We start from the raw sequence: 18,722 nt of genomic DNA on the forward strand, positions 1-18,722 counted from the left end.
GACCGGCTCCTATTCGGCGGCGCGCCGCAGCGCCGTCGCCACGGATTCGAAGGGATCGAAGGAGAAGAGCAATTCGATCGGCACGTCGAACACCCGGGCGATCTTCATCGCGAGCTCCAGGCTCGGGCTGTAATCGCCGCGCTCGAGATAGCCGATCGTCTGTGGGTTGACGCCCGCCGCGTCCGCCAGCGCGCGCCGGCTCATCCCGCGCTCGGCGCGGAACAAGGCAATGCGATTGTGGATTTGCAACATTGCAGCAACTCAGGCGATGACTTGTTGTGTATAGACAACATATCGTCGCGTGAGTCAAGCAAGCGAGATCAGCCGCTCTGCGCAATCATCGCTACTTTCGGTCAGGGCCGCTCGCGCGCCTGCGGATAGGTGCCGAGCACGCGCATCCACTTCGAATGGAACTTGAGTTCCTCGAGCGCGCGGTCGACCGCGGGATCGCCCGGGCCGCCGACGATATCGGCATAGAATTCGGTCGCCGCGAAGCTGCCGCCGCGCTGATAGCTCTCCAGCTTGGTCATGTTGACGCCGTTGGTCGCGAAACCGCCGAGCGCCTTGTAGAGCGCCGCCGAGACGTTCTTCACTTCGAAGATGAAGGTCGTCATCACCGGCCCCGCGACCGGCAGCGCCAGCGGCTCGTGTGCCAGCACGACGAAGCGCGTCATGTTGTGCTCGGCATCCGCCAGGTTCGATTCGAGCAAATTGAGTCCATAAAGCTCGGCGGCTCCCGGCGGCGCGAGCGCGGCAATCGCGGGATCGGCCATCTCGGCGATCACTGCGGCGGCGCCGGCGGTGTCGGGATAGGCGACCGGGGCGATCCCGCGTGCCTTGAGCCAGTGGCGGCATTGGCCGAGCGCCTGCGGGTGGCTCATCGCCTGGCGGACCTGGGCGAGGGTGCCGGTGCCCATCAGGCCGTAGCGGATCGGCAGGAAATGCTCGCCGGTGATCGCCAGGCCCGATTCGGGCAGCAGGAAATGGATGTCGGCGACGCGGCCGTGGAGCGAATTCTCGATCGGGATCATCGCGCGATCGGCGCGGCCTTCCTTCACGGCATCGATCGCGTCCTCGAACGAAAAGCACGGCAAGGGCAGCCCGTCGGCAAAGGCTTCGCGCACCGCGATGTGCGAATTGGCGCCCGGCGCGCCCTGGAACGCCACGGTGCGCTCCGGCTCGGCCGAAGCGTGAGCGATCATGTCCGCGACGATCGGTCGGGCGGGTGCTGCGAAATTCTCCATGGGATCGCGCGCTAGCGGTGCGCGTTTCCCGCGGCAACCCCGGCTTGCGATAGCAAAAACCGCGGCCTAAAGGGCGGACGACTTTCCTTTAGGGGCGTGTGATGGACGATCGGTTCAATACGATTGCGGGTTGGGCACTGGCGGGCGGCATTGCGGCGTTGGGCCTTTCGATCGTGAGCGGCATGGTCTTCCACTCCGAGCGGCCCGAGAAGATGGGCTACGCGATCGAAGGCGTCGAGGATACGAGTGAAGGCGGTGGCGCCGCCGTCGCGCCGATCGCGACTCGTCTCGCTGCCGCCGATGTCGCCAAGGGCGCCGACATATTCAAGCAGTGCACTGCCTGCCATACGATCAATCAGGGCGGCGCATCGGGCATCGGTCCGAACCTTTATGCCGCAGTCGGCAAGCCGCATGGCCATGTCCCGGGCTTCGCTTATTCGGACGCGCTCAAGGCGGTTCCCGGCACCTGGACCTTCGAAGCGCTCGATTCGTGGCTGACCAGCCCGCGTAAGTACGCGCCGGGTACCAAGATGACCTTCGCCGGCCTGTCGAACCCGCAGGACCGCGCGAACGTGATCGCCTATCTCAACAGCCAGGGCTCGAACCTGCCGCTGCCGGCCGCGCCAGCCGCAGGCGAGGAACCCGCCGCGGACAACGCAGCCGAGGCGAACGTCGCCGAAGGCGCCGGCACCGCCAACGTCTCCAACGAGGCGACGCCGGCAGAAGGCACTCCGGCCAAGGATCCGCAGGCTGCGATCCAGGCCGAGAAGAAGGGCCACTGAGCCGAGACTAGAGGTCGGGCAGCGCCTGGCCGGTCTCGCCCCAGCCTTGCAGCGCGCGGCTCGTCGCGCGTTCGAGCAAGATTTCAGCGTCGCGGATCGTGTAGAGCTTGGCGGATTCGAGATCCCGCAACTCGGTCCAGCTGATCGGTGCGGCGACCGGCGCGTTCTCGCGAGCGCGGGCGACATAGGGCAGCACCGCAGTCGCGCCGCGCTGGTTACGCAAATAGTCGATGAAGATCTTGCCCTTGCGGGTGACCTTTTTGAGATTGGCCGTGAAACGGTCGGGCTCGGCCTGCGCCAGTGCCCGTGCAAAGCGTTCGGCGAAGCTGCGCACCGCAGGCCAATCGGCTTCAGGGATCAGCGGCACCACGACATGGACGCCCTTGCCGCCTGACAGCAACGGCCAGCTCGTCAGGCCGATATCGGCGAGATGGCCCTTCAGGTCCTCGGCGGCCCTTCGGACCTGCGCGAAATCGAGCCCCTCGTCGGGGTCGAGATCGAAGACGAGCCGGTCGGGCTTCTCGATATCGGCGACGAGGCTGCCCCAGCCATGGAACTCGATCGTGCCCATCTGGACGCAGGCCATGATCCCGTCGAGATCGTCGACATAGAGATAGGGTTCGACCGAGCCGTCCTTCTCGCGGACGTCGATATGATGGACATGCTCGCCGAAGCTGCCGGCGTCGTGTTTCTGGAAGAAACAATGTTTCGCGCGTCCCTGCGGGCAGCGGACGAGGCTGATCGGGCGGTTCGCCAGCCAGCGCAGCGCCACCGGGGCGATCGCGGTGTAATAGTCGGCGAGCTGGCCCTTGGTGAGGCCGGCCTCGGGGTAGATGACCCGATCGCGGCTGCTGATCTTGATGCTCGATGGAGCGGCGGCAGGGGTTTCGGGCAGCGGCGTGGGCTTTTCGGCCACGACGTCTCTGGGCTTCTTGTCCTCGCGCAGCCCGATAAAGCTGCCGTGGCGCACGACATTCTCGGCGGTGAATTCGGTGAAGGCGATTTCGGCGACCAGTCTGGGCTGAAGCCATTGCGCGCCGCGCGCCTCGGCGCGGGGAACCTTCACCGGTGCTTCCTTTGCCGGGATCCTATCGAAGCGTTCGCGAAGATCGTGGAGCGTCGCCTGGTTGAAGCCCGTACCCACCTTGCCGGCATAAACGAGGCCATCGGGGCCGTTGAGCGCGAGCAGGAGCGAGCGGAACCCGCGGCCCTTGGCGCTGCTCGGGGTCCAGCCGATGATCACGAATTCCTGGCGGTGGATGCATTTGACCTTGAGCCAGGCCTTGGTGCGCGCGCCGCGATAGGGTGCATCGGCGCGCTTCGAAACGATCCCCTCATAGCCTTCACGGCACATCGTCTCGAACAGCTTCTCGCCCGCGCCGACGATGTGCTCGGAGAAGAGGATGCGCTCATCGGCGCCGTCCAGCAATGCGCGCAGCCGCTCTTTCCGGGCCAGCTGGGGTAGTTTGGTCGTATTCTCGCGATCGGCGAGCAGGTCGAAGGCGAAGAAGGTCAGGTCTTCGCCTCCGTTCGCGATCGCTTCCTGCAGCGTCGAGAAATCGGGCTTGCCTTCCTTATAGGCGACGATCTCGCCGTCGATGAGCGCAGGCGCGGGCAGGCTCTTCGCGGCTTCGGCGATGCCCGGAAACTTGTCGGTCCAGTCGAGACCCGTGCGGGTGTAGATTTTCGGGCCCTTGGCGCCGGTGGCGATCAGCGCGCGATAGCCGTCATATTTGACTTCGTGGAGCCATTGGTTGCCGGCGGGCACGCTGTCCACGAGGGTGGCGAGCTGGGGAGACTGGAAAGCGGGGAGTTTCGCGTCCCCTCTCTTTCCGTCATTCCCGCGAAGGCGGGAATCCAGAGTCGCGGGCGATTCGCTCTGGGCTCTGGATTCCCGCCTTCGCGGGGATGACGACGAAGAGGAGGATGACGAGGGGCCCTTTTTGCCCTCGGCGATTTCCTGCATCGTCCGCCCGGTCTTGATGCTGGTGAGACCGGTCTCGACCAGATAATCCGTGGCGCCGGCATATGCGTCGTCGATCTTCCGCAGCAGCCAGTTCTCGTTCTTCTCCTTGCCGCGCGGCTTGAGGCGGATGAGCAGCCATTCGCCCTTCATCCGTTCGCCTTCGAGGCGGAAATGGAGATGCCCCTTCTCCAGGTCCTTCGCGCTCTTGCCCTCGACCGGCTCCCAGACGCCGTCGTCCCACAGCATCACCGTGCCGCCGCCATATTGGCCCTTGGGGATCGTGCCTTCGAAATCGGCGTAGGACAGCGGATGGTCCTCGGTTCGGACGGCGAGGCGCTTCTCATTGGGGTCGAGGCTGGGGCCGCGCGTCACTGCCCAGCTCTTGAGCACGCCGTCGACTTCGAGGCGGAAGTCCCAATGGAGGCGCGTTGCGTCGTGCTTCTGTACCATGAAGCGATTGCCGCCGGTGCGTGCGATCTTCCCCGCCGGCTCGGCGGTCCGGGTGAAATCACGCTTGGCGTTGTATTTGGCGAGGGGATCGCGACCGGCCACGGATCAGGCCCGCTTCCGCGCCGATGCCTTCTTCGCAGGCGTCTTGGCCGGTTTGGTCTTCACCGCGCCGCTCGACTTGGCCTCGGGCCGCTCGAGCGACTTCTTGAGCGCGGCCATCAGGTCGACGACATTCGAGCCGCGGCTCGGAGCGCCTTCGTCGGCCTCCTCGATGATCTTCTTGCCCTTGGCCTTCTTCTTGCGCTCGATCAGGTCCTTGAGCGCATCGACATAGCGGTCGTGGAATTCCTTGGGGTCGAACTTCGCCACCTTCTTGTCGATCAGCGTTTCGGCGAGGCCGAGCAGTTCGGGGTCGGGCGCGGTGTCGGGGATGTCGCGGAAATAGCCCTGCGCCTTGTTGACTTCGTCGGCGTAGCGCAACGTCTCGAGCACCATGCCGCGCCCGCACGGCTTCAGGCTGACGACATATTCGCGGCCCCTGAGCGCAAGCTGGCCGAGCCCGACCTTGCGCGTGCGCTTCAACGCCTCGCGCAGCACGATGAACGCCTCCTCGGCGAGATCGTCGGCCGGGACGACGAAATAGGGCTTCTCGTAATAGAGCACGTCGATCTCGTCGGCGTCGACGAACTGGGTGAGCTCGAGCGTCTTCTTCGATTCGAGCTTCACCGCATCGATCTCGTCCTGCTCGAGCAGGACGTAACTCCCTTCTCATATTCGAAGCCCTTGACGATCTCCTCCACATCGACCGGGCCGACGCCGGGAGCGACCTTCTCATATTTGATCCGCTTGCCGGTCGGCTCGTGGATCTGGTGGAAGCTGATCTGCGCGCCCGATTTGGTCGCGGAATAAATCTCGACCGGGATCGACACCAGCGCCAGCCTTATCTGTCCTTGCCAATAGGCGCGCGCGGCCATGTCGAACTCCCTCGTTGCGAAACCGATTCAATTCGCCAGACGGGAGTCCGTTCCTCGACACCAAAATGGTGTCGGCGTAGAGGGCAGGCACGATGACGACCGATCCCTTCCAGCTGTTCGACGCGTGGTTCGTCGAAGCGCGGGCGAGCGAGCCCAATGATTCCAACGCGATGGCATTGGCAACGGTCGACGCCGCCGGCCAGCCTTCGGTGCGGATGGTGCTGCTCAAGGGCCATGGGCCCGACGGTTTCGTGTTCTTCACCAACCGGGAGAGTCGCAAAGGCGGCGAGCTGGCGGAAGGGTCCAAGGTAGCGTTGCTCTTCCACTGGAAGTCCTTGCGCCGTCAGATCCGCATCGAAGGGATGACCTCGATAGACGACGAGATGGACAGCGACGCCTATTTCGCCACCCGCGCGCGCGATTCGCAGCTCGGGGCCTGGGCTTCCGACCAGTCACGCCCGCTCGATTCGCGCGCGACGTTCGAGGCGCGCTTCGAAGCGGCGAAGGCGCGCTTCGAAGGGGGACGTCCCCGTCCGCCCTATTGGGGTGGCTATCGCATTGTCGCCGATCGCATCGAGTTCTGGCAGGACCGCGAACACCGGCTGCATGAGCGACGGCTGTTCGTGCGCGCGCCCGGCGGCTGGGACGAAGGGCTGCTCTACCCATGAACCTCGCGCGGCGGGCTGCGCTGGCGAGCGTCGCGTGTGCGGTGCTGCTCGGCACGCTCAAGGCGTGGGCGGCGTGGCGGACCGGTTCGGTGGCGGTGCTCGCCAGCCTGGCTGACAGCGTGCTCGATCTCGTCGCGTCGCTGGTGACCCTGGCCGGCGTCCATTGGGCGTCGCAGCCCGCGGACCATGACCATCGCTTCGGGCATGGCAAGGCCGAGGCGCTGGCCGCTTTGTTCCAGGTCGGGGTGATCGCAGTCTCGGCCTTCGCGATTCTGCTGCGCGCGTCGCAGCGGCTGATGGAGCACCAGCCCAGCGTCGAGGCCGAATATGGCATCGCAGTCTCGCTTGTTGCGATCGTCGTGACGCTGGCGCTGACGCGCTACCAGCGTTCGGTGGTTGGCCGCACCGGCTCGATCGCGATCGGGGCCGACCGGATCCATTATGAATCGGATATGTTCCTCAACAGCGCGGTGATCGTCGCGCTGGCGCTGGAAGGCTATGCCGGGATCGCCGGCGCCGATGCGGTGTTCGGCATCGCGATCGGGCTGTGGCTGCTGTTCGGCGCGTGGCGTGCCTCGGTCGCGGCGATCGATCAATTGATGGACAAGGAATGGCCGGAGGAGAAGCGCCAGCGCTTCGTCGAGGTGGCTGCGCGGCACCCCGAATTGATCGGGCTGCACGATCTGCGCACGCGGACCAGTGGGTCGAAGGACTTCGTCCAGTTCCACATCTGGATGGATCCGCACATGACCGTCCTCGAATCGCACGATGTGGTCGAGCGGCTCGAAAAGGAACTCGCGGAAGAATTCCCGGGCACCGAGGTGCTGATCCATGTCGACCCCGAAGGCCAAATAGACGAGCCGGGCAATCCGCTCGCCGAGACCGATTTGCTCAAGGACACGCGATGAAACTGTCTTTCGCCCAGATCGACGCATTCGCGGACCGGCCGTTCAGCGGCAATCCGGCCGCGGTGATCCCGCTCGATGCCTGGCTCGACGATGCGATGCTGCAGGCGATCGCTGAGGAGAACAACCTGTCCGAGACCGCCTTCCTCGTTCCCGACGCGAGCGGCGAGGCGGATTACGAACTGCGCTGGTTCACCCCTGCGGTGGAAGTGGCGTTGTGCGGCCATGCCACGCTGGCGAGCGGACATTATGTGCTCGGCCGCGAGCAGGACCGCGACCTCGTCCGTTTCCGCACGCGCAAGTCCGGGGTGCTCGAAGTGGCCCGGCACGGCGACGGCTATCTGATGGCGCTGCCCGCTTTCCCGCCCGCGGTGCTGGAAGTGCCGGGCCTTCTGGAGGCGCTCGGTGTCGCGCAGGCCGAGACGCTGCGCCACCCGCGTGGCTATGATCTGATCGTGCTCGAAAGCGCCGAGGCGGTGCTGGCGCTGACCCCGGATTTCCACGCCCTCGCGGCGATCGGCGACACGCTCAACATCGTCACGGCGCCCGGCACCGACACCGACGTGATCAGCCGCGTCTTCGCGCCGGCGGCGGGGATCGACGAGGATCCGGTCACCGGATCGGCGCATTCGGTGCTGGTGCCCTATTGGGCCGCGCGGCTGGGACGGAATGCCTTCACCGCATTCCAGGCGAGCCGCCGCGGCGGCTATGTCGGTTGCGAGCTCGACGGCGAGAAGGTGATCCTCGGCGGCAAATGCGTCACGGTGATCGAAGGCGAATTCAGGCTGCGATGAGCTCGGCGCGCTCGGTTTCCGCGATCCAGCCGCCGCCGAGGACGCGGTCGCCGGCATAGAGCACCGCGGCCTGGCCGGGCGCGACGCCATATTCGGGGGTCTCGAAGACCACGCGATCGGCCTCCAGCCGCGCCGGGACCGGCTTGGCCAGCGAACGGACCTTGACGGTCATCTCCCCGGCATGATCGCCGCCGAGCCAATTGATATTCTCGATCCGCGCGGCGCGGACGGCGAGAGCGCGCTTCGGGCCGACGACGACTTCGCGCGTCGCGGGATCGAGACGCAGCACATAATAGGGTTCGGGCGCCCCGCCGATCTCGAGCCCGCGGCGCTGGCCGACGGTGAAGTGGATCAGGCCCCTGTGCGCGCCGAGCTTGCGACCGCTCTCGTCGACGATGTCGCCGCCGGCCTCCGCGTCGGGCCGCAGCTTCTTGACCAATGAGGCGTAATCGCCGTCGGGGACGAAGCAGATGTCCTGGCTGTCCGGCTTGCCCGCGACGCCGAGACCGAGTTCCGCAGCGAGTTCGCGGACCTGCGGCTTGGGCATGCCGCCGAGCGGGAAGCGCAGAAACTCGAGCTGCGCCTGGGTAGTGGCGAACAGGAAATAGCTCTGGTCGCGCGCGGGATCGGCAGCGCGGTGGAGTTCGGGGCCCTCAGCGCCTTCGACGCGGCGGACATAATGGCCGGTGGCGAGGCAGTCGGCTCCCAGATCGCGCGCGAGCGCGAACAGATCGGTGAACTTGGGCCCCATGTTGCACTTCACGCACGGGATCGGGGTGCGCCCGGCGAGATATTCGTCGGCGAAATCGTCGATCACCGTCTCGCGGAAGCTCGAGGCGTGATCGAAGACATAATGCGCGATGCCGAGCTTGTCGCAGACGGCGCGGGCGTCTCGGATGTCGCGGCCTGCGCAGCACGAGCCCGCGCGGCCGACCGCTTCGCCATGATCGTAGAGCTGCAGCGTCACGCCGATCGTCTCGGCGCCGCTGCGCGCGGCGAGCGCGGCGACGACCGAAGAATCGACGCCGCCCGACATGGCGACGACGATCCGCCGCTTCGAAAGCGGCCCTGAGAGCTGGAAATCCACGGGAATCACAGAGGCGCACATAGGCGCATGTGCAGTCCCGATCCAGCCCGGAGCCTTGGAAACGGATCAGCAACGCAGGTTAAGCGAGCGTTCCCATCGGCTTTACGGCCCCTTCATCCTGCTTCGCTAAAGCTGGTCGACCAAGAGAATTGAGGCTGGATTCGTATCCGTGGACTTGAGCTTTGCTAGATTGGATCGCGACGTGGCGGTCACCGCCATGCCCACCGAGCTGGCAGTGCTGCTGGTGGGCGTCGCCGCCCGCCAGGCGGCGAGCCCCACGGCATGCATCCAGACGCGGCTGGCGCTGGCGGTTCCCGCCGATGCGCTGCTCGCACCTGCACACGGTGCCTTTCACCGTGCCGCGGCGGCGGCGCTAACGCGGTGGCAAGAGGAATGAAGCCGGCGTTTACCGTGGCGTTTCAGTCGTTGTTCAAACGCCGGGGATATTGGTCGTTGAAGTTGAGTAACGGGGGCCCCCGCCCCGATGAGGCAAGTAGATGATTGAAAACCAGAAGATCCGTCCTGCGAAAGTGATCGGGCCGCTCGGCGAGCCGCTGACGCTCGATACACTGCCGCCGCCGAGCACCACCCGCTGGGTCGTGCGGCGCAAGGCCGAAGTGGTCGCCGCGGTCAATGGCGGGCTGCTGAGCGTGGACGAGGTTTGCGAGCGCTACAGCCTTACCGTCGAAGAATTTGCCGGCTGGCAGCGGGCGATCGACCGTTCGGGCATGCCAGGGCTGCGCGTTACGCGCATCCAGCATTATCGTTCGCTGTACGAGCGCCAGCAGAAATACTGATTTAGCCCTCTCATCGGGCCAAGGCGGCTCGCTCCCAGGACCCGGGAGCGGGCCGTTTTCTTTGCGGCACTGTCCGGGCGCCGGAAAGTTCCGCTCGCGCCGCGAAAAATCGATACGGAACCAATATGAGTGCTTGCGGATTTTCTCTCTGTCGCCCGGGCCCGCCGGGCTAACAACGGAGGGACTATCTATGGTGGGTCTTCTTGTTTGGCTCGTCATCGGCGGCGTCGTCGGCTGGCTGGCGAGCATCGTAATGCGTACCGATGCCCAACAGGGCATCTTCCTCAACGTCATCGTCGGCATCGTCGGCGCATTTATCGGCGGCCTGCTTTTCGGCGGCTCGATCAATAACGGCGCCATCACGCCGATGACGTTCCTGGTATCGCTGCTGGGTGCGGTCATCCTGCTGGCGATCGTCAACCTCGTCCGTCGCGGCGCTGTGCGCTAAAGACGCGAGACGAGCATCAAAAGGGCCGCCTGCGAAGGCGGCCCTTTTTCATGTCTTCCTACTTGAGCAGGAAGCGGACGGAGAGCGACACGCGCAGCTCGCTTTCACCCGCGACGACCTGAGTCGCATCGGCTGCGGCCTCCGCACGCATCATCATCATCGGCCGCGGCGGTACCGGCATCGCGCCGCTTTCGGAAATCGACAGGATGCGATCGACCCGAAGCCCGGCCGCCTTGGCATAGAGCTCTGCCCGCGCGCGCGCCGTGGCAACGGCGGCGGTGCGGGCCTCGTCGAGCGCTGCTTCGGGCTTGTCGACCATCAGATTGGGCCCGGAGATATTGTTGGCACCCTCTTTCACCAGTGCATCGAGGATCGCGCCGCTCTTCGCGATGTCGCGGAAGCGCACGGTGACCTGGTTCGATGCCTGATAGCCGGTGATCACGGGCGGCTGGTTCTGTGCGTAGCGATATTGCGGGCTGAGGGCGATGCTCGAGGTCTGGATATCGCGTTCGGCGACGCCCGCACGCTGGAGTGCCGCGAGCACCGTCGCCATGCGCGTGCTGTTCTGCCGCATCGCAGTGCCCGCGGTCACCGCCTGGGTCACCACGCCCGCCTGGATCATCGCGAGATCGGGCGCGCGCGTGCTGGTGCCGTCGGCTGAAATCTCGAGCATGGTGCCGTCGATCGGCATCATCATCGGCCGCGCTTCCTGCGCGGATGCGGAAACGGTGGCCAGTGTGAGGCCGGCGGCGGTTGCATACAGGGCCAAGCGAGATCATCGATACTCTCCCGGAACAATGAACGTCCTGCCTCGCGCCCTGCCGGATGCAGGGCACACCGAAGCTGAACGAACCCGAAGGCCGGCGTTCAGATACGCCGGGCGATCACCATCCGATAGAGCGCGAGCAGGATCACCGCGCCTGCGGTTGCGGCGGCATAGGCCTGCCAGGTGCTGTCGCGCACCTCGAGCCCCAGCAGCGGCGTGAGATAGAAAGCGAGCAGCGCGCCGGCGATGCCGATGAGGATCGTGACGATCACGCCGCCGGGATCCTTGCCGGGCATGATCAGCTTGCCGAGTGCTCCGGCCACGAGACCGATGAGGAGCCATCCGAGGATACCGTGAGGCATGCTATCCCTCCTGTTGCCGCCCGATGCAGGGCGTTGAAAAACAAGGTCGCCCCAAGACGCTTTGATTGCAACCGTTTCTTGAATGGAACGATCGCGATCTTGCGGGAGGGGCTTAAAACAGGCATTGCGCGGCACACGAGGCGAAACGGCTCTTGTGGCCGGTGCTTTATTCATCTAATACAGTGCGATCAAGAGGGGCATCGGCCATGGCGGCCGGACAGGAAGCTCGCACATGAACTATGAGGCAGGGATGTTCGGACGACAGGAGCGGCTGGAGTTCACCGGCGAGGAAACCACGCGCAAGAGCAGGCGGTGGATCTGGATCGTCGGCGTGGCGATCGTCGTGGTGGGGGCCCTTGCCTTCTTCATGATGAGCGGCTCGAAGACCGCGGCGCCCAAGGGCGCAGCGGGCAAGGGCGGCCCGGCGGACGCCAGCCAGTCGCAGATCCCGACCGTGACCGTCGCGATGCCCGGCCGCAAGACCGTGCAGACGATCATCACCGGCACCGGCAGCCTCGCGGCGCGGCGCGAGATGCCCGTCGGCGTGGCCGGCGAAGGCGGTGTGGTGACTCGCGTGCTCGTCGAGCCCGGCAGCTGGGTGGGCAAGGGTCAGGTACTCGCGACGGTCGATCGCAGCGTGCAGGTGCAGACCGCCGAATCGCTCGCCGCTTCGGTGCGCGTGGCGCAGGCCGATGCGCGGCTCGCCCAGGCCGAGCTCGATCGTGCGCAGCGGCTCGTCGCGAACGGCTTCATTTCCAAGGCCGATATCGACCGCAAGACCGCGACGCGCGACCAGGCGCAGGCGCGCGTCCGCGTGGCCCAGGCGCAGCTTTCCGAGACGCAGGCGCGCAATCACCGGCTCGATATCCGCGCGCCCGAGGCGGGGCTGGTGCTGACGCGCCAGGTCGAGCCGGGCCAGATCGTCAGCGCCGGGTCGGGCGTGCTGTTCCGCATGGCGATGGCCGGGCAGATGGAGCTGCGCACCCAGCTTTCCGAAGTCGACCTCCAGAAGCTTCATCCCGGCGCGGTCGCCGAAGTGACCCCCACGGGCACCACCCAGGTTTTCAAGGGCGAAGTCTGGCAGGTCTCGCCGGTGATCGATCCGCAGACGCGCCAGGGCATCGCCCGCGTCTCGCTCAATTATGATCCGGCGCTCCGCCCCGGCGGCTTCGCCAGCGCGCGCATCATCTCCGGCGGGATCACCGCAGTGATGCTGCCGCAGTCGGCGGTGCAGAGCGACAATGAGGGCAATTTCGTCTACATCATCGACAACAAGAACCAGGCGGTGCGCCGCGGCGTGACCACCGGCGATGTGACGGAGGCGGGCGTGGCGATCACCAGCGGTCTGAACGGTACCGAGCGCGTGGTGCTCACGGCGGGCGCGTTCCTCAACCCCGGCCAGAAAATTATCCCCAACCTTCAGAAGTCGAAGTAAGCGAGGCGATCTGCCATGAGCTTCCGGAACATCTCGGCCTGGGCGATCCGCAATCCGGTTCCGCCGATCGTCCTCTTCATCGCGCTGACCATCGCCGGGCTGGTCAGCTTCGCCCGCATGGACGTCAACAACGATCCGGACATCGACTTCCCGATCGTGTGGATCTCGATCAGCCAGCCCGGCGCCGCGCCGAGCGAGCTCGAGAACCAGATCACCCAGAAGGTCGAATCGGCGGTCCGCAGCCTGCAGGGGATCGACGAGATCAACTCGACGGTTTCCGAAGGCAACAGCCAGACGGTCGTCCAGCTCGACATCGGCATGCCGATCGATCGCGCGGTCGAGGACGTGCGCAGCGCGATCCAGCAGATCCGCAGCGACTTGCCCGACGGCATCCTCGAGCCGCAGATCGGCCGCGTCGATACGGCTAGCGACAACGACATTGCGAGCTTCACTGCCGTCGCCACCGACATGACGGTGGCGGACCTCAGCTGGTACATCGACAACAGCGTCGCCAAGGAACTGCTCGCGGTTTCGGGCATGTCGGCAGTCGAGCGCAACGGCGGCGTCGATCGCGAGATCCGCGTGGTTCTCGATCCCGCCAAGCTCCAGTCGATCGGGCTCACCGCGAGCCAGGTCAACCAGCAGCTGCGCCAGGTCAATATGAACGCCGCGGGCGGCCGGGCCGAGATCTCGGGCTTCGAGCAGTCGGTGCGCGTGATCGGCAATGCCGACAACGCCTATCGCCTCGGCCAGACCCAGATCTCGACCGGTGGCGGACGGACGGTGCGGCTCGCCGACATCGCCGAGGTCAAGGACGGCTATGCCGAACAACGCAGCCTGGCGAAGTATAACGGCCAGCAAGTGATCTCGTTCGACATCAAGCGCGCCAAGGGCGCGTCGGACGTCGAGGTGTTCCACGACGCCGAAAAGGCGCTCAAGAAGCTCGAGGAGCATAACCCCAAGGTCAAGTTCCAGCTGCTCAACAACAATTCGAAATATGCCGAGCAGCAATATGAAACCGCAATGGAAGCGATGCTGGAGGGCGCCGCCCTCGCAGTGGTCGTCGTGTTGATCTTCCTGCGCGATTGGCGGGCGACGGCGATCTCGGCGCTGGCGATCCCGCTCTCGGCGATTCCCAGCTTCTGGTTCATGGACATGCTGGGCTTCACGCTCAACCAGATGACCCTGCTGGCGCTTTCGCTGGTCGCGGGCGTGCTGGTCGACGACGCGATCGTCGAGATCGAGAACATCGTCCGGCACATGCGCATGGGCAAATCGGCCTATCAGGCGTCGATCGACGCCGCCGACGAGATCGGCGTCGCAGTGCTCGCCACGACGATGGCGATCGTCGCGGTGTTCCTTCCCGTCGGCCTGATGCCGGGCATTTCGGGCCAGTTCTTCAAGAATTTCGGCCTGACCGTCGTCGCCGCGGTGCTGATGAGCCTTGCGGTGGCACGCCTACTGACGCCGATGATCGCGGCCTATTTCCTCAAGGCCAAGGGCCATGCCAATCACGGCGAAGGCCGGATCATGGATGCCTATACCGGGCTGCTGCGCTGGACGCTGCGGCATCGCTGGTCGGCGGTGCTCGGCTATGTGCTCTCGCTCGCGGCAACGGTGCTCATGTTCGCCACCTCGCCGATGACCTTCCAGCCGGCGCAGGATCAGGATAGCGTCACCGCGACGATCGAGATGGTCCCCGGTACGCCGCTCGCCGATACCGAGCGCGTCGTCGCGCAGGTCGCCGGCATCCTGCGTCAGGAAGGAATCGTCACCGACATCTATAGCCGCAGCTTCGTCGGCAACGGCCGTGTGACTGCGCAGCTCAAGGAAAAGCGGGACGAGACCAGCACGGCGTTCGAGAAGCGGCTCGCGCCCAAGCTGATCGCGATCCCCGATGCCCGCGTGAACTTCCGTTCGCAGTTCGGCTGGGGCTCGTCCGGCCGCGACCTGACCGTCACGCTGGGCGGTGAGGATCCGGCGCTGCTCAACGAGACCGCGAACAAGCTCGTCAAGCAGATGGAAGGGATGAAGGAAGTCGTGGCGCCGCGCGTCGCGGGCGATCTCAACCGTCCCGAGATCGTCATCCGTCCGCGGCTCGATCTCGCCGCCAATCTGGGCGTGACCACGGCCGCGCTCTCCAGCGCGATCCGTATCGCTACGCTCGGCGACATCGACCAGAACAGCGCGAAATTCTCGCTCTCGGACCGTCAGATCCCGATCCGGGTGGCGCTCGACGAGGACGCTCGCGCCAAGCTGTCGACGATCCAGAACATGCCGGTGCAGACCCAGATGGGCGGATCGGTGCCGCTTTCGGTAGTCGCCGATATCGGTTTCGGTGCGGGCCCGACGCGCATCCAGCGGCTCAACCTCCAGCGCCGCCTCGTCGTCGGCGCCGACCTCGCCATGGATCCGGCGACCGGCAAGCCCTTCGTCAACAACGAAGTGATGAAGAAGATCAACGAGCTCCCGATCATGAAGAGTCTGCCCCAGGGCGTCGGTCAGATGACCGTCGGCCAGGCCAAATGGCAGGCGGAGATGCTCAACAACTTCTTCATCGCGCTGGCTTCGGGCATCTTCCTCGTCTTCGCGGTGCTGGTGCTGCTCTATCGCCGCTTCGTCTCGCCGCTGGTCAACATGGGGTCGCTGCTCAACGCGCCGCTCGGCGGGCTGATCGCGCTCAAGCTGTTCGGCATGCCGCTGTCGCTGCCGGTGTTCATCGGCATCCTGATGCTGTTCGGCATCGTCGCGAAGAATTCGATCCTGCTGGTCGATTTCGCGCTCGAGGAGATGGCGAAGGGCGTCGACAAGTTCACTGCGATCGTCGACGCAGGCCATAAGCGTGCCCAGCCGATCGTGATGACCACGATCGCGATGGTCGCGGGCATGATCCCGACGGCGATGTCGCTGAGCGGCGACTCGTCGTGGCGCGCGCCGATGGGCATGGTCGTCATCGGCGGTCTTATCCTTTCGACCGTCCTCACGCTCGTGATGGTGCCGGCGCTGTTCAGCCTCGCGGTCGGGCTCGAAGGCTGGCTCGGGCCGCGGCTCTCGCGGCGCCTGCTCACCTTCAAGCCGGGCGACGACGGCGCTCGCGTGCTCGGCCAGGCGCATGGCGCCGGCACGATCGAGCACAAGCCCGGGGACGACACGCCGCAACCTGCGGAGTGAACTTCGGGGCGGTTCGGGTATTGGGGAGCGTGTGACCAGGTCGCCCGCTCCCTTTCGCTCGAGGCAACGCCGCCGGGGCTGCGCCGCATGCGGCTGGTCGCGACCGGGCTGCTCGTGCTGATGGCGGCGGTCTTCCTCGCGGCGCGGCAACTGCAATATCTGCACCCCGCGATCGGCTATGTCCGCGCCTTTTCCGAAGCGGCGATGGTCGGCGGGCTGGCGGACTGGTTCGCAGTGACGGCGTTGTTCCGCCATCCGCTCCGCCTGCCGATCCCGCACACTGCGATCATCCCGCGCAACAAGGATCGTATCGCGGGCACGCTGGCGGCGTTCCTGCGCGACAATTTCCTGATCCCCAGCGTGGTGGCGCGGCGGATGCAGCGCGTCGATGTCGCGCGTGCGGCTGGGCGCTGGCTCGCCGATCCGGGAGCGGGGCGCGGGCGGTTGCGCGCGGGCATCGGCCGGCTTGCTGCCGACATGCTCGAGGCGCTCGATCAGGAGCGGCTGGGCGGCATGGCCAAGCGTGCGCTGGCCGAGCGGCTGCGCGGGCTCGAGGTCGCCCCGCTGCTCGGCCGCGCGCTGGCGACGGCGATGCAGGAGGATCGCCACCGGCCGCTGCTCGACGGTATCGTCCATTGGGCCGCCAAGGTGCTCGATGCCAATGAGCATATGATCCGCCAGATGGTGCACGAACGCTCGGGCTCGGTGATGCGCTGGACCGGGCTCGACGAGACGCTTGCCAACAAGATCATCGCGGGGCTCGCCAAGCTGATCAACGACATGGCCGAGGATCCGGGGCACCCGCTGCGCGCCAAGGCCGAGGAGGGCCTGGCGAAGCTGGCGCAGGATCTCCAGCACGATGCCGAGAGGCGCGCGCAGGTCGAGGCGTTCAAGAACGAACTGCTCGATAATCCGGCGCTGGGCGATTGGTGGATGGGCGTGTGGGAATCGGGCCGGGCGGCGCTGCTGCGGCTGGCGCGCGATCCCGATCGCGTGCTGGCGGGCGACCTCGGCGGCGCGCTGCGCCAGCTCGGCGAGACGCTGCAGGGCGATGCGCGGCTCGCCGATACGATCAACCGCTTCGTGCGTCGCACTGCGGTCGGCGCGGCATCGGACTATGGCGACGGGATCGTCCGGTTGGTCTCGGACACGATCCGCGGCTGGGATGCGCGCACCGTGACCGGCCGGCTGGAGAACGCCGTGGGGCGCGACCTCCAATATATCCGGATCAACGGAACTCTGGTGGGGGAATGGTGGGCGTCGCGATCCACGCAGTGGATGCGGTGCTGCGCTAAGTTGAGGACTCATATTCTTTCCGCGTCGCCCCGGCTCAAGGCCGCCACGGGTTCGGCATCGGGCGCAGGATTGCAATGTAGGATTTCGTCTGCTTGGCTGGCGCGATCGGCATCGGCGCGAAAGGAGAATAGGGGTTCACGCAGGCGCAATAATGTTGCGTGTTGAATCGCGTTTCCGCCAACAGAGTCAATTTAGCGGCCGCGGGAACGCCGTTTCGGTACCGGACGGCATCTAATCACGCCTTGGATCGTCCAGTTTCTTTGTGATTCGCGCAGCGCCGACAACTCCATCGCCGCCACCGTCTCCTCCTGATGCTGATTGAGTCGTGACCCTAATGCGACGGCCCGATTAAGGGTCGACGCCGGCGATCCTGCCTGCCACCTTTCGCGGCAATCACTTCAGCTGGAGAGAGCCCGTCGCGATGATCCTTGCAGCCCTTCTCGCTCTTGCCGTCGCCGCGCCGGCCGACGATGCCGGCATTCTCGCCTTCGCCGACGCCTTCGACCGCGCACAGCTGGCGCAGGACGCTGCGGCGCTGAACGAGATGGTCGCCGACGAATTGGTGTTCATCGACGGATCTGGCAAGCGGCAGGGGAAGAAGGAGTTCATCGCCGGCTGGACCAGCCCGGGCGACCGCTTCGATCCGGTGGTGCTGCTCGATCGCAAGGTGGTTCCGCTCGGAGGCGATGCCGCGATCGTCAATGCCGAGACCACTCTCGGCGGCACATCGGGCGGGCAACGCTTCGCCAGCCATATCCGTTTCGCGGATACTTTCCGCCGCGTGGGCGGAAAGTGGCGCGCAGTGCATATTCAGGTGACGCCGATCCGCTAATATCTCCAGTCGAGCAGCGGCCAGCCGCGCTCGGCGGAGAGCCTGCGGAGCGGGCCATGGGCATTCACTGCGAACGGCTCGTCGGCCCATTCGAGCAGCGGCGCATCGGAGACATGATCCGAGTAGGCCCGGACATGGACATCGCCCCGCGCGATCCCCGCGTCTTGCATCCACGCCTCGATCATGTGGAGCTTTGCGGGCCCGTAACAGTTGTCCCCCTCGATCAGGGAGAGAATACGGCCTTGCCCATCGCCCCTCGCCCGTGTGGCGACCACATCGTCGAAACCGAGGAGCCGGGCGATGGCCGCGGCGTAATAGCCGTGCGACGCGGTCGCCATCACCAGCCGATAGCCCGCAGCCCGGTCCGCGGCGATCCGTTCGCGCGCGCCGTGGAGAATCCCCGTCGCGATCTCCTGCGCGGCGAAGCTTTCGGCGACGGCTTCAAGGTCGGGAAGGGTGATCGCCCTGCCGATCAGCAGCCGTTGCGAGACCTGCTTGAGCCTGGCGCGGCCGACCAGCTTGAGCAGATAGCCGAGCCCCGCGAAGCCGATGACCGGCATCAGCGCCAGCCGCCACGGCGCCCTCCTTCGCGCCGCATGCACGAGGAAGCGGGTCCAGGTGGGCGTCGCCGTGATCGTCTTGTCCATGTCGTAGATTGCAAGGTGCCGCATTGGCGCATCTAGGCCGCGTCGGCATGCCTGAGCAAATCCTTGCCGTTCCACCGCGAATCGCCGAAAGGTGGCGG

17 protein-coding genes and 2 pseudogenes are annotated in these 18,722 nt (G+C 65.9%); 11 read left to right on the plus strand and 8 right to left on the minus strand.

The window, feature by feature from the left end; translation table 11 throughout:
- Positions 1-9: 9 nt before the first annotated feature.
- Positions 10-252, minus strand: coding sequence for a helix-turn-helix transcriptional regulator (locus PIB19_RS16360; RefSeq protein WP_271238195.1), 243 nt, complete (start codon positions 250-252; stop codon positions 10-12).
- 101 nt (positions 253-353) lie between these two features.
- Complete coding sequence (locus PIB19_RS16365; protein WP_271238196.1) at positions 354-1,244, minus strand: prephenate dehydratase; 891 nt, start codon at positions 1,242-1,244, stop codon at positions 354-356.
- A gap of 101 nt (positions 1,245-1,345) precedes the next feature.
- Here PIB19_RS16365 and PIB19_RS16370 point away from each other — a divergent pair, with 101 nt between their 5' ends.
- Positions 1,346-2,026: a c-type cytochrome gene (locus PIB19_RS16370; RefSeq protein ID WP_271238197.1), complete on the plus strand. Its 681-nt coding sequence runs from the start codon at positions 1,346-1,348 to the stop codon at positions 2,024-2,026.
- Between the two features lie 7 nt (positions 2,027-2,033).
- Here PIB19_RS16370 and ligD read toward each other — a convergent pair whose 3' ends face one another.
- Positions 2,034-4,544 (minus strand): DNA ligase D, encoded by a 2,511-nt coding sequence (gene ligD, locus PIB19_RS16375; protein ID WP_271238198.1) that lies wholly within the window; start codon positions 4,542-4,544, stop codon positions 2,034-2,036.
- Positions 4,545-4,547: 3 nt separating this feature from the next.
- Positions 4,548-5,416 (minus strand): annotated as a pseudogene (gene ku, locus PIB19_RS16380) (non-homologous end joining protein Ku).
- A 92-nt stretch (positions 5,417-5,508) separates the two neighbouring features.
- Between ku and pdxH the strand changes: the two are divergent.
- Genes pdxH through PIB19_RS16395 form a run of 3 tightly spaced genes read left to right on the plus strand, consistent with a single transcriptional unit; the run spans position 5,509 to position 7,783 of the window.
- On the plus strand, positions 5,509-6,084 hold the full coding sequence (gene pdxH / locus PIB19_RS16385; RefSeq protein WP_271238199.1) for a pyridoxamine 5'-phosphate oxidase: 576 nt from the start codon (positions 5,509-5,511) through the stop codon (positions 6,082-6,084).
- Complete coding sequence (locus PIB19_RS16390) at positions 6,081-6,992, plus strand: cation diffusion facilitator family transporter (protein WP_271238200.1); 912 nt, start codon at positions 6,081-6,083, stop codon at positions 6,990-6,992. The genes pdxH and PIB19_RS16390 overlap by 4 nt, the downstream gene beginning before the upstream one ends.
- The gene (locus PIB19_RS16395; protein WP_271238201.1) at positions 6,989-7,783 is read left to right on the plus strand and encodes a PhzF family phenazine biosynthesis protein; all 795 of its coding nucleotides are present in this window, start codon (positions 6,989-6,991) and stop codon (positions 7,781-7,783) included. The genes PIB19_RS16390 and PIB19_RS16395 overlap by 4 nt, the downstream gene beginning before the upstream one ends.
- On the opposite strand, the gene mnmA is transcribed toward PIB19_RS16395, so the two are convergent.
- A complete protein-coding gene (gene mnmA, locus PIB19_RS16400; protein ID WP_271238202.1) occupies positions 7,770-8,891 on the minus strand; it encodes a tRNA 2-thiouridine(34) synthase MnmA in 1,122 nt (373 codons plus the stop codon). The two genes, PIB19_RS16395 and mnmA, sit on opposite strands and share 14 nt — an antisense overlap.
- Positions 8,892-9,072: 181 nt before the next feature.
- Here mnmA and PIB19_RS16405 point away from each other — a divergent pair, with 181 nt between their 5' ends.
- The 3 genes from PIB19_RS16405 (at position 9,073) to PIB19_RS16415 (ending at position 10,115) form a co-directional block, all read left to right on the plus strand.
- On the plus strand, positions 9,073-9,267 hold the full coding sequence (locus PIB19_RS16405; RefSeq protein ID WP_336297165.1) for a hypothetical protein: 195 nt from the start codon (positions 9,073-9,075) through the stop codon (positions 9,265-9,267).
- Positions 9,268-9,367: 100 nt separating this feature from the next.
- Positions 9,368-9,667: a CtrA inhibitor SciP gene (sciP, locus tag PIB19_RS16410; protein WP_100282480.1), complete on the plus strand. Its 300-nt coding sequence runs from the start codon at positions 9,368-9,370 to the stop codon at positions 9,665-9,667.
- A gap of 193 nt (positions 9,668-9,860) precedes the next feature.
- Positions 9,861-10,115 carry a GlsB/YeaQ/YmgE family stress response membrane protein gene (locus PIB19_RS16415; protein ID WP_271238204.1) on the plus strand — a complete coding sequence of 85 codons (255 nt, stop codon included), beginning with the start codon at positions 9,861-9,863 and terminating at the stop codon, positions 10,113-10,115.
- A gap of 58 nt (positions 10,116-10,173) precedes the next feature.
- Here PIB19_RS16415 and PIB19_RS16420 read toward each other — a convergent pair whose 3' ends face one another.
- The gene (locus PIB19_RS16420) at positions 10,174-10,884 is read right to left on the minus strand and encodes an SIMPL domain-containing protein (protein ID WP_443018631.1); all 711 of its coding nucleotides are present in this window, start codon (positions 10,882-10,884) and stop codon (positions 10,174-10,176) included.
- Between the two features lie 98 nt (positions 10,885-10,982).
- Complete coding sequence (locus PIB19_RS16425) at positions 10,983-11,243, minus strand: GlsB/YeaQ/YmgE family stress response membrane protein (RefSeq protein WP_271238205.1); 261 nt, start codon at positions 11,241-11,243, stop codon at positions 10,983-10,985.
- Between the two features lie 232 nt (positions 11,244-11,475).
- Between PIB19_RS16425 and PIB19_RS16430 the strand changes: the two genes are divergently transcribed.
- The 4 genes and pseudogenes from PIB19_RS16430 to PIB19_RS16445 all read left to right on the plus strand — a co-directional run bounded on the left by PIB19_RS16430 (position 11,476) and on the right by PIB19_RS16445 (position 17,977).
- Positions 11,476-12,678 carry an efflux RND transporter periplasmic adaptor subunit gene (locus PIB19_RS16430; protein WP_271238206.1) on the plus strand — a complete coding sequence of 401 codons (1,203 nt, stop codon included), beginning with the start codon at positions 11,476-11,478 and terminating at the stop codon, positions 12,676-12,678.
- 15 nt (positions 12,679-12,693) lie between these two features.
- On the plus strand, positions 12,694-15,849 hold the full coding sequence (locus tag PIB19_RS16435) for an efflux RND transporter permease subunit (protein WP_271238207.1): 3,156 nt from the start codon (positions 12,694-12,696) through the stop codon (positions 15,847-15,849).
- Positions 15,850-15,936: 87 nt separating this feature from the next.
- A pseudogene (locus PIB19_RS16440) lies at positions 15,937-17,144 on the plus strand (DUF445 domain-containing protein).
- Positions 17,145-17,566: 422 nt separating this feature from the next.
- Complete coding sequence (locus PIB19_RS16445; RefSeq protein WP_271238208.1) at positions 17,567-17,977, plus strand: nuclear transport factor 2 family protein; 411 nt, start codon at positions 17,567-17,569, stop codon at positions 17,975-17,977.
- Here PIB19_RS16445 and PIB19_RS16450 read toward each other — a convergent pair.
- A complete protein-coding gene (locus PIB19_RS16450; protein WP_271238209.1) occupies positions 17,974-18,648 on the minus strand; it encodes an HAD family hydrolase in 675 nt (224 codons plus the stop codon). The two genes, PIB19_RS16445 and PIB19_RS16450, sit on opposite strands and share 4 nt — an antisense overlap.
- Positions 18,649-18,722 lie beyond the last annotated feature (74 nt).

Origin of the sequence: Sphingomonas sp. 7/4-4, from assembly GCF_027941955.1 — a bacterium.
In the GTDB taxonomy this organism is placed as follows: Bacteria; Pseudomonadota; Alphaproteobacteria; order Sphingomonadales; family Sphingomonadaceae; genus Sphingomonas.

What these genes read in the sequence shown, in the direction of transcription:
- PIB19_RS16370 (WP_271238197.1), top strand. Translation starts at nt 1,346, where the DNA reads ATGGACGATCGGTTCAATACGATTGCGGGTTGGGCACTGGCGGGCGGC.
- PIB19_RS16365 (WP_271238196.1), bottom strand. Translation starts at nt 1,244, where the DNA reads ATGGAGAATTTCGCAGCACCCGCCCGACCGATCGTCGCGGACATGATC.
- sciP (WP_100282480.1), top strand. Translation starts at nt 9,368, where the DNA reads ATGATTGAAAACCAGAAGATCCGTCCTGCGAAAGTGATCGGGCCGCTC.
- pdxH (WP_271238199.1), top strand. Translation starts at nt 5,509, where the DNA reads ATGACGACCGATCCCTTCCAGCTGTTCGACGCGTGGTTCGTCGAAGCG.
- PIB19_RS16390 (WP_271238200.1), top strand. Translation starts at nt 6,081, where the DNA reads ATGAACCTCGCGCGGCGGGCTGCGCTGGCGAGCGTCGCGTGTGCGGTG.
- PIB19_RS16395 (WP_271238201.1), top strand. Translation starts at nt 6,989, where the DNA reads ATGAAACTGTCTTTCGCCCAGATCGACGCATTCGCGGACCGGCCGTTC.
- mnmA (WP_271238202.1), bottom strand. Translation starts at nt 8,891, where the DNA reads ATGTGCGCCTCTGTGATTCCCGTGGATTTCCAGCTCTCAGGGCCGCTT.
- PIB19_RS16445 (WP_271238208.1), top strand. Translation starts at nt 17,567, where the DNA reads ATGATCCTTGCAGCCCTTCTCGCTCTTGCCGTCGCCGCGCCGGCCGAC.
- PIB19_RS16360 (WP_271238195.1), bottom strand. Translation starts at nt 252, where the DNA reads ATGTTGCAAATCCACAATCGCATTGCCTTGTTCCGCGCCGAGCGCGGG.
- PIB19_RS16450 (WP_271238209.1), bottom strand. Translation starts at nt 18,648, where the DNA reads ATGCGGCACCTTGCAATCTACGACATGGACAAGACGATCACGGCGACG.
- PIB19_RS16435 (WP_271238207.1), top strand. Translation starts at nt 12,694, where the DNA reads ATGAGCTTCCGGAACATCTCGGCCTGGGCGATCCGCAATCCGGTTCCG.
- PIB19_RS16430 (WP_271238206.1), top strand. Translation starts at nt 11,476, where the DNA reads ATGAACTATGAGGCAGGGATGTTCGGACGACAGGAGCGGCTGGAGTTC.
- PIB19_RS16425 (WP_271238205.1), bottom strand. Translation starts at nt 11,243, where the DNA reads ATGCCTCACGGTATCCTCGGATGGCTCCTCATCGGTCTCGTGGCCGGA.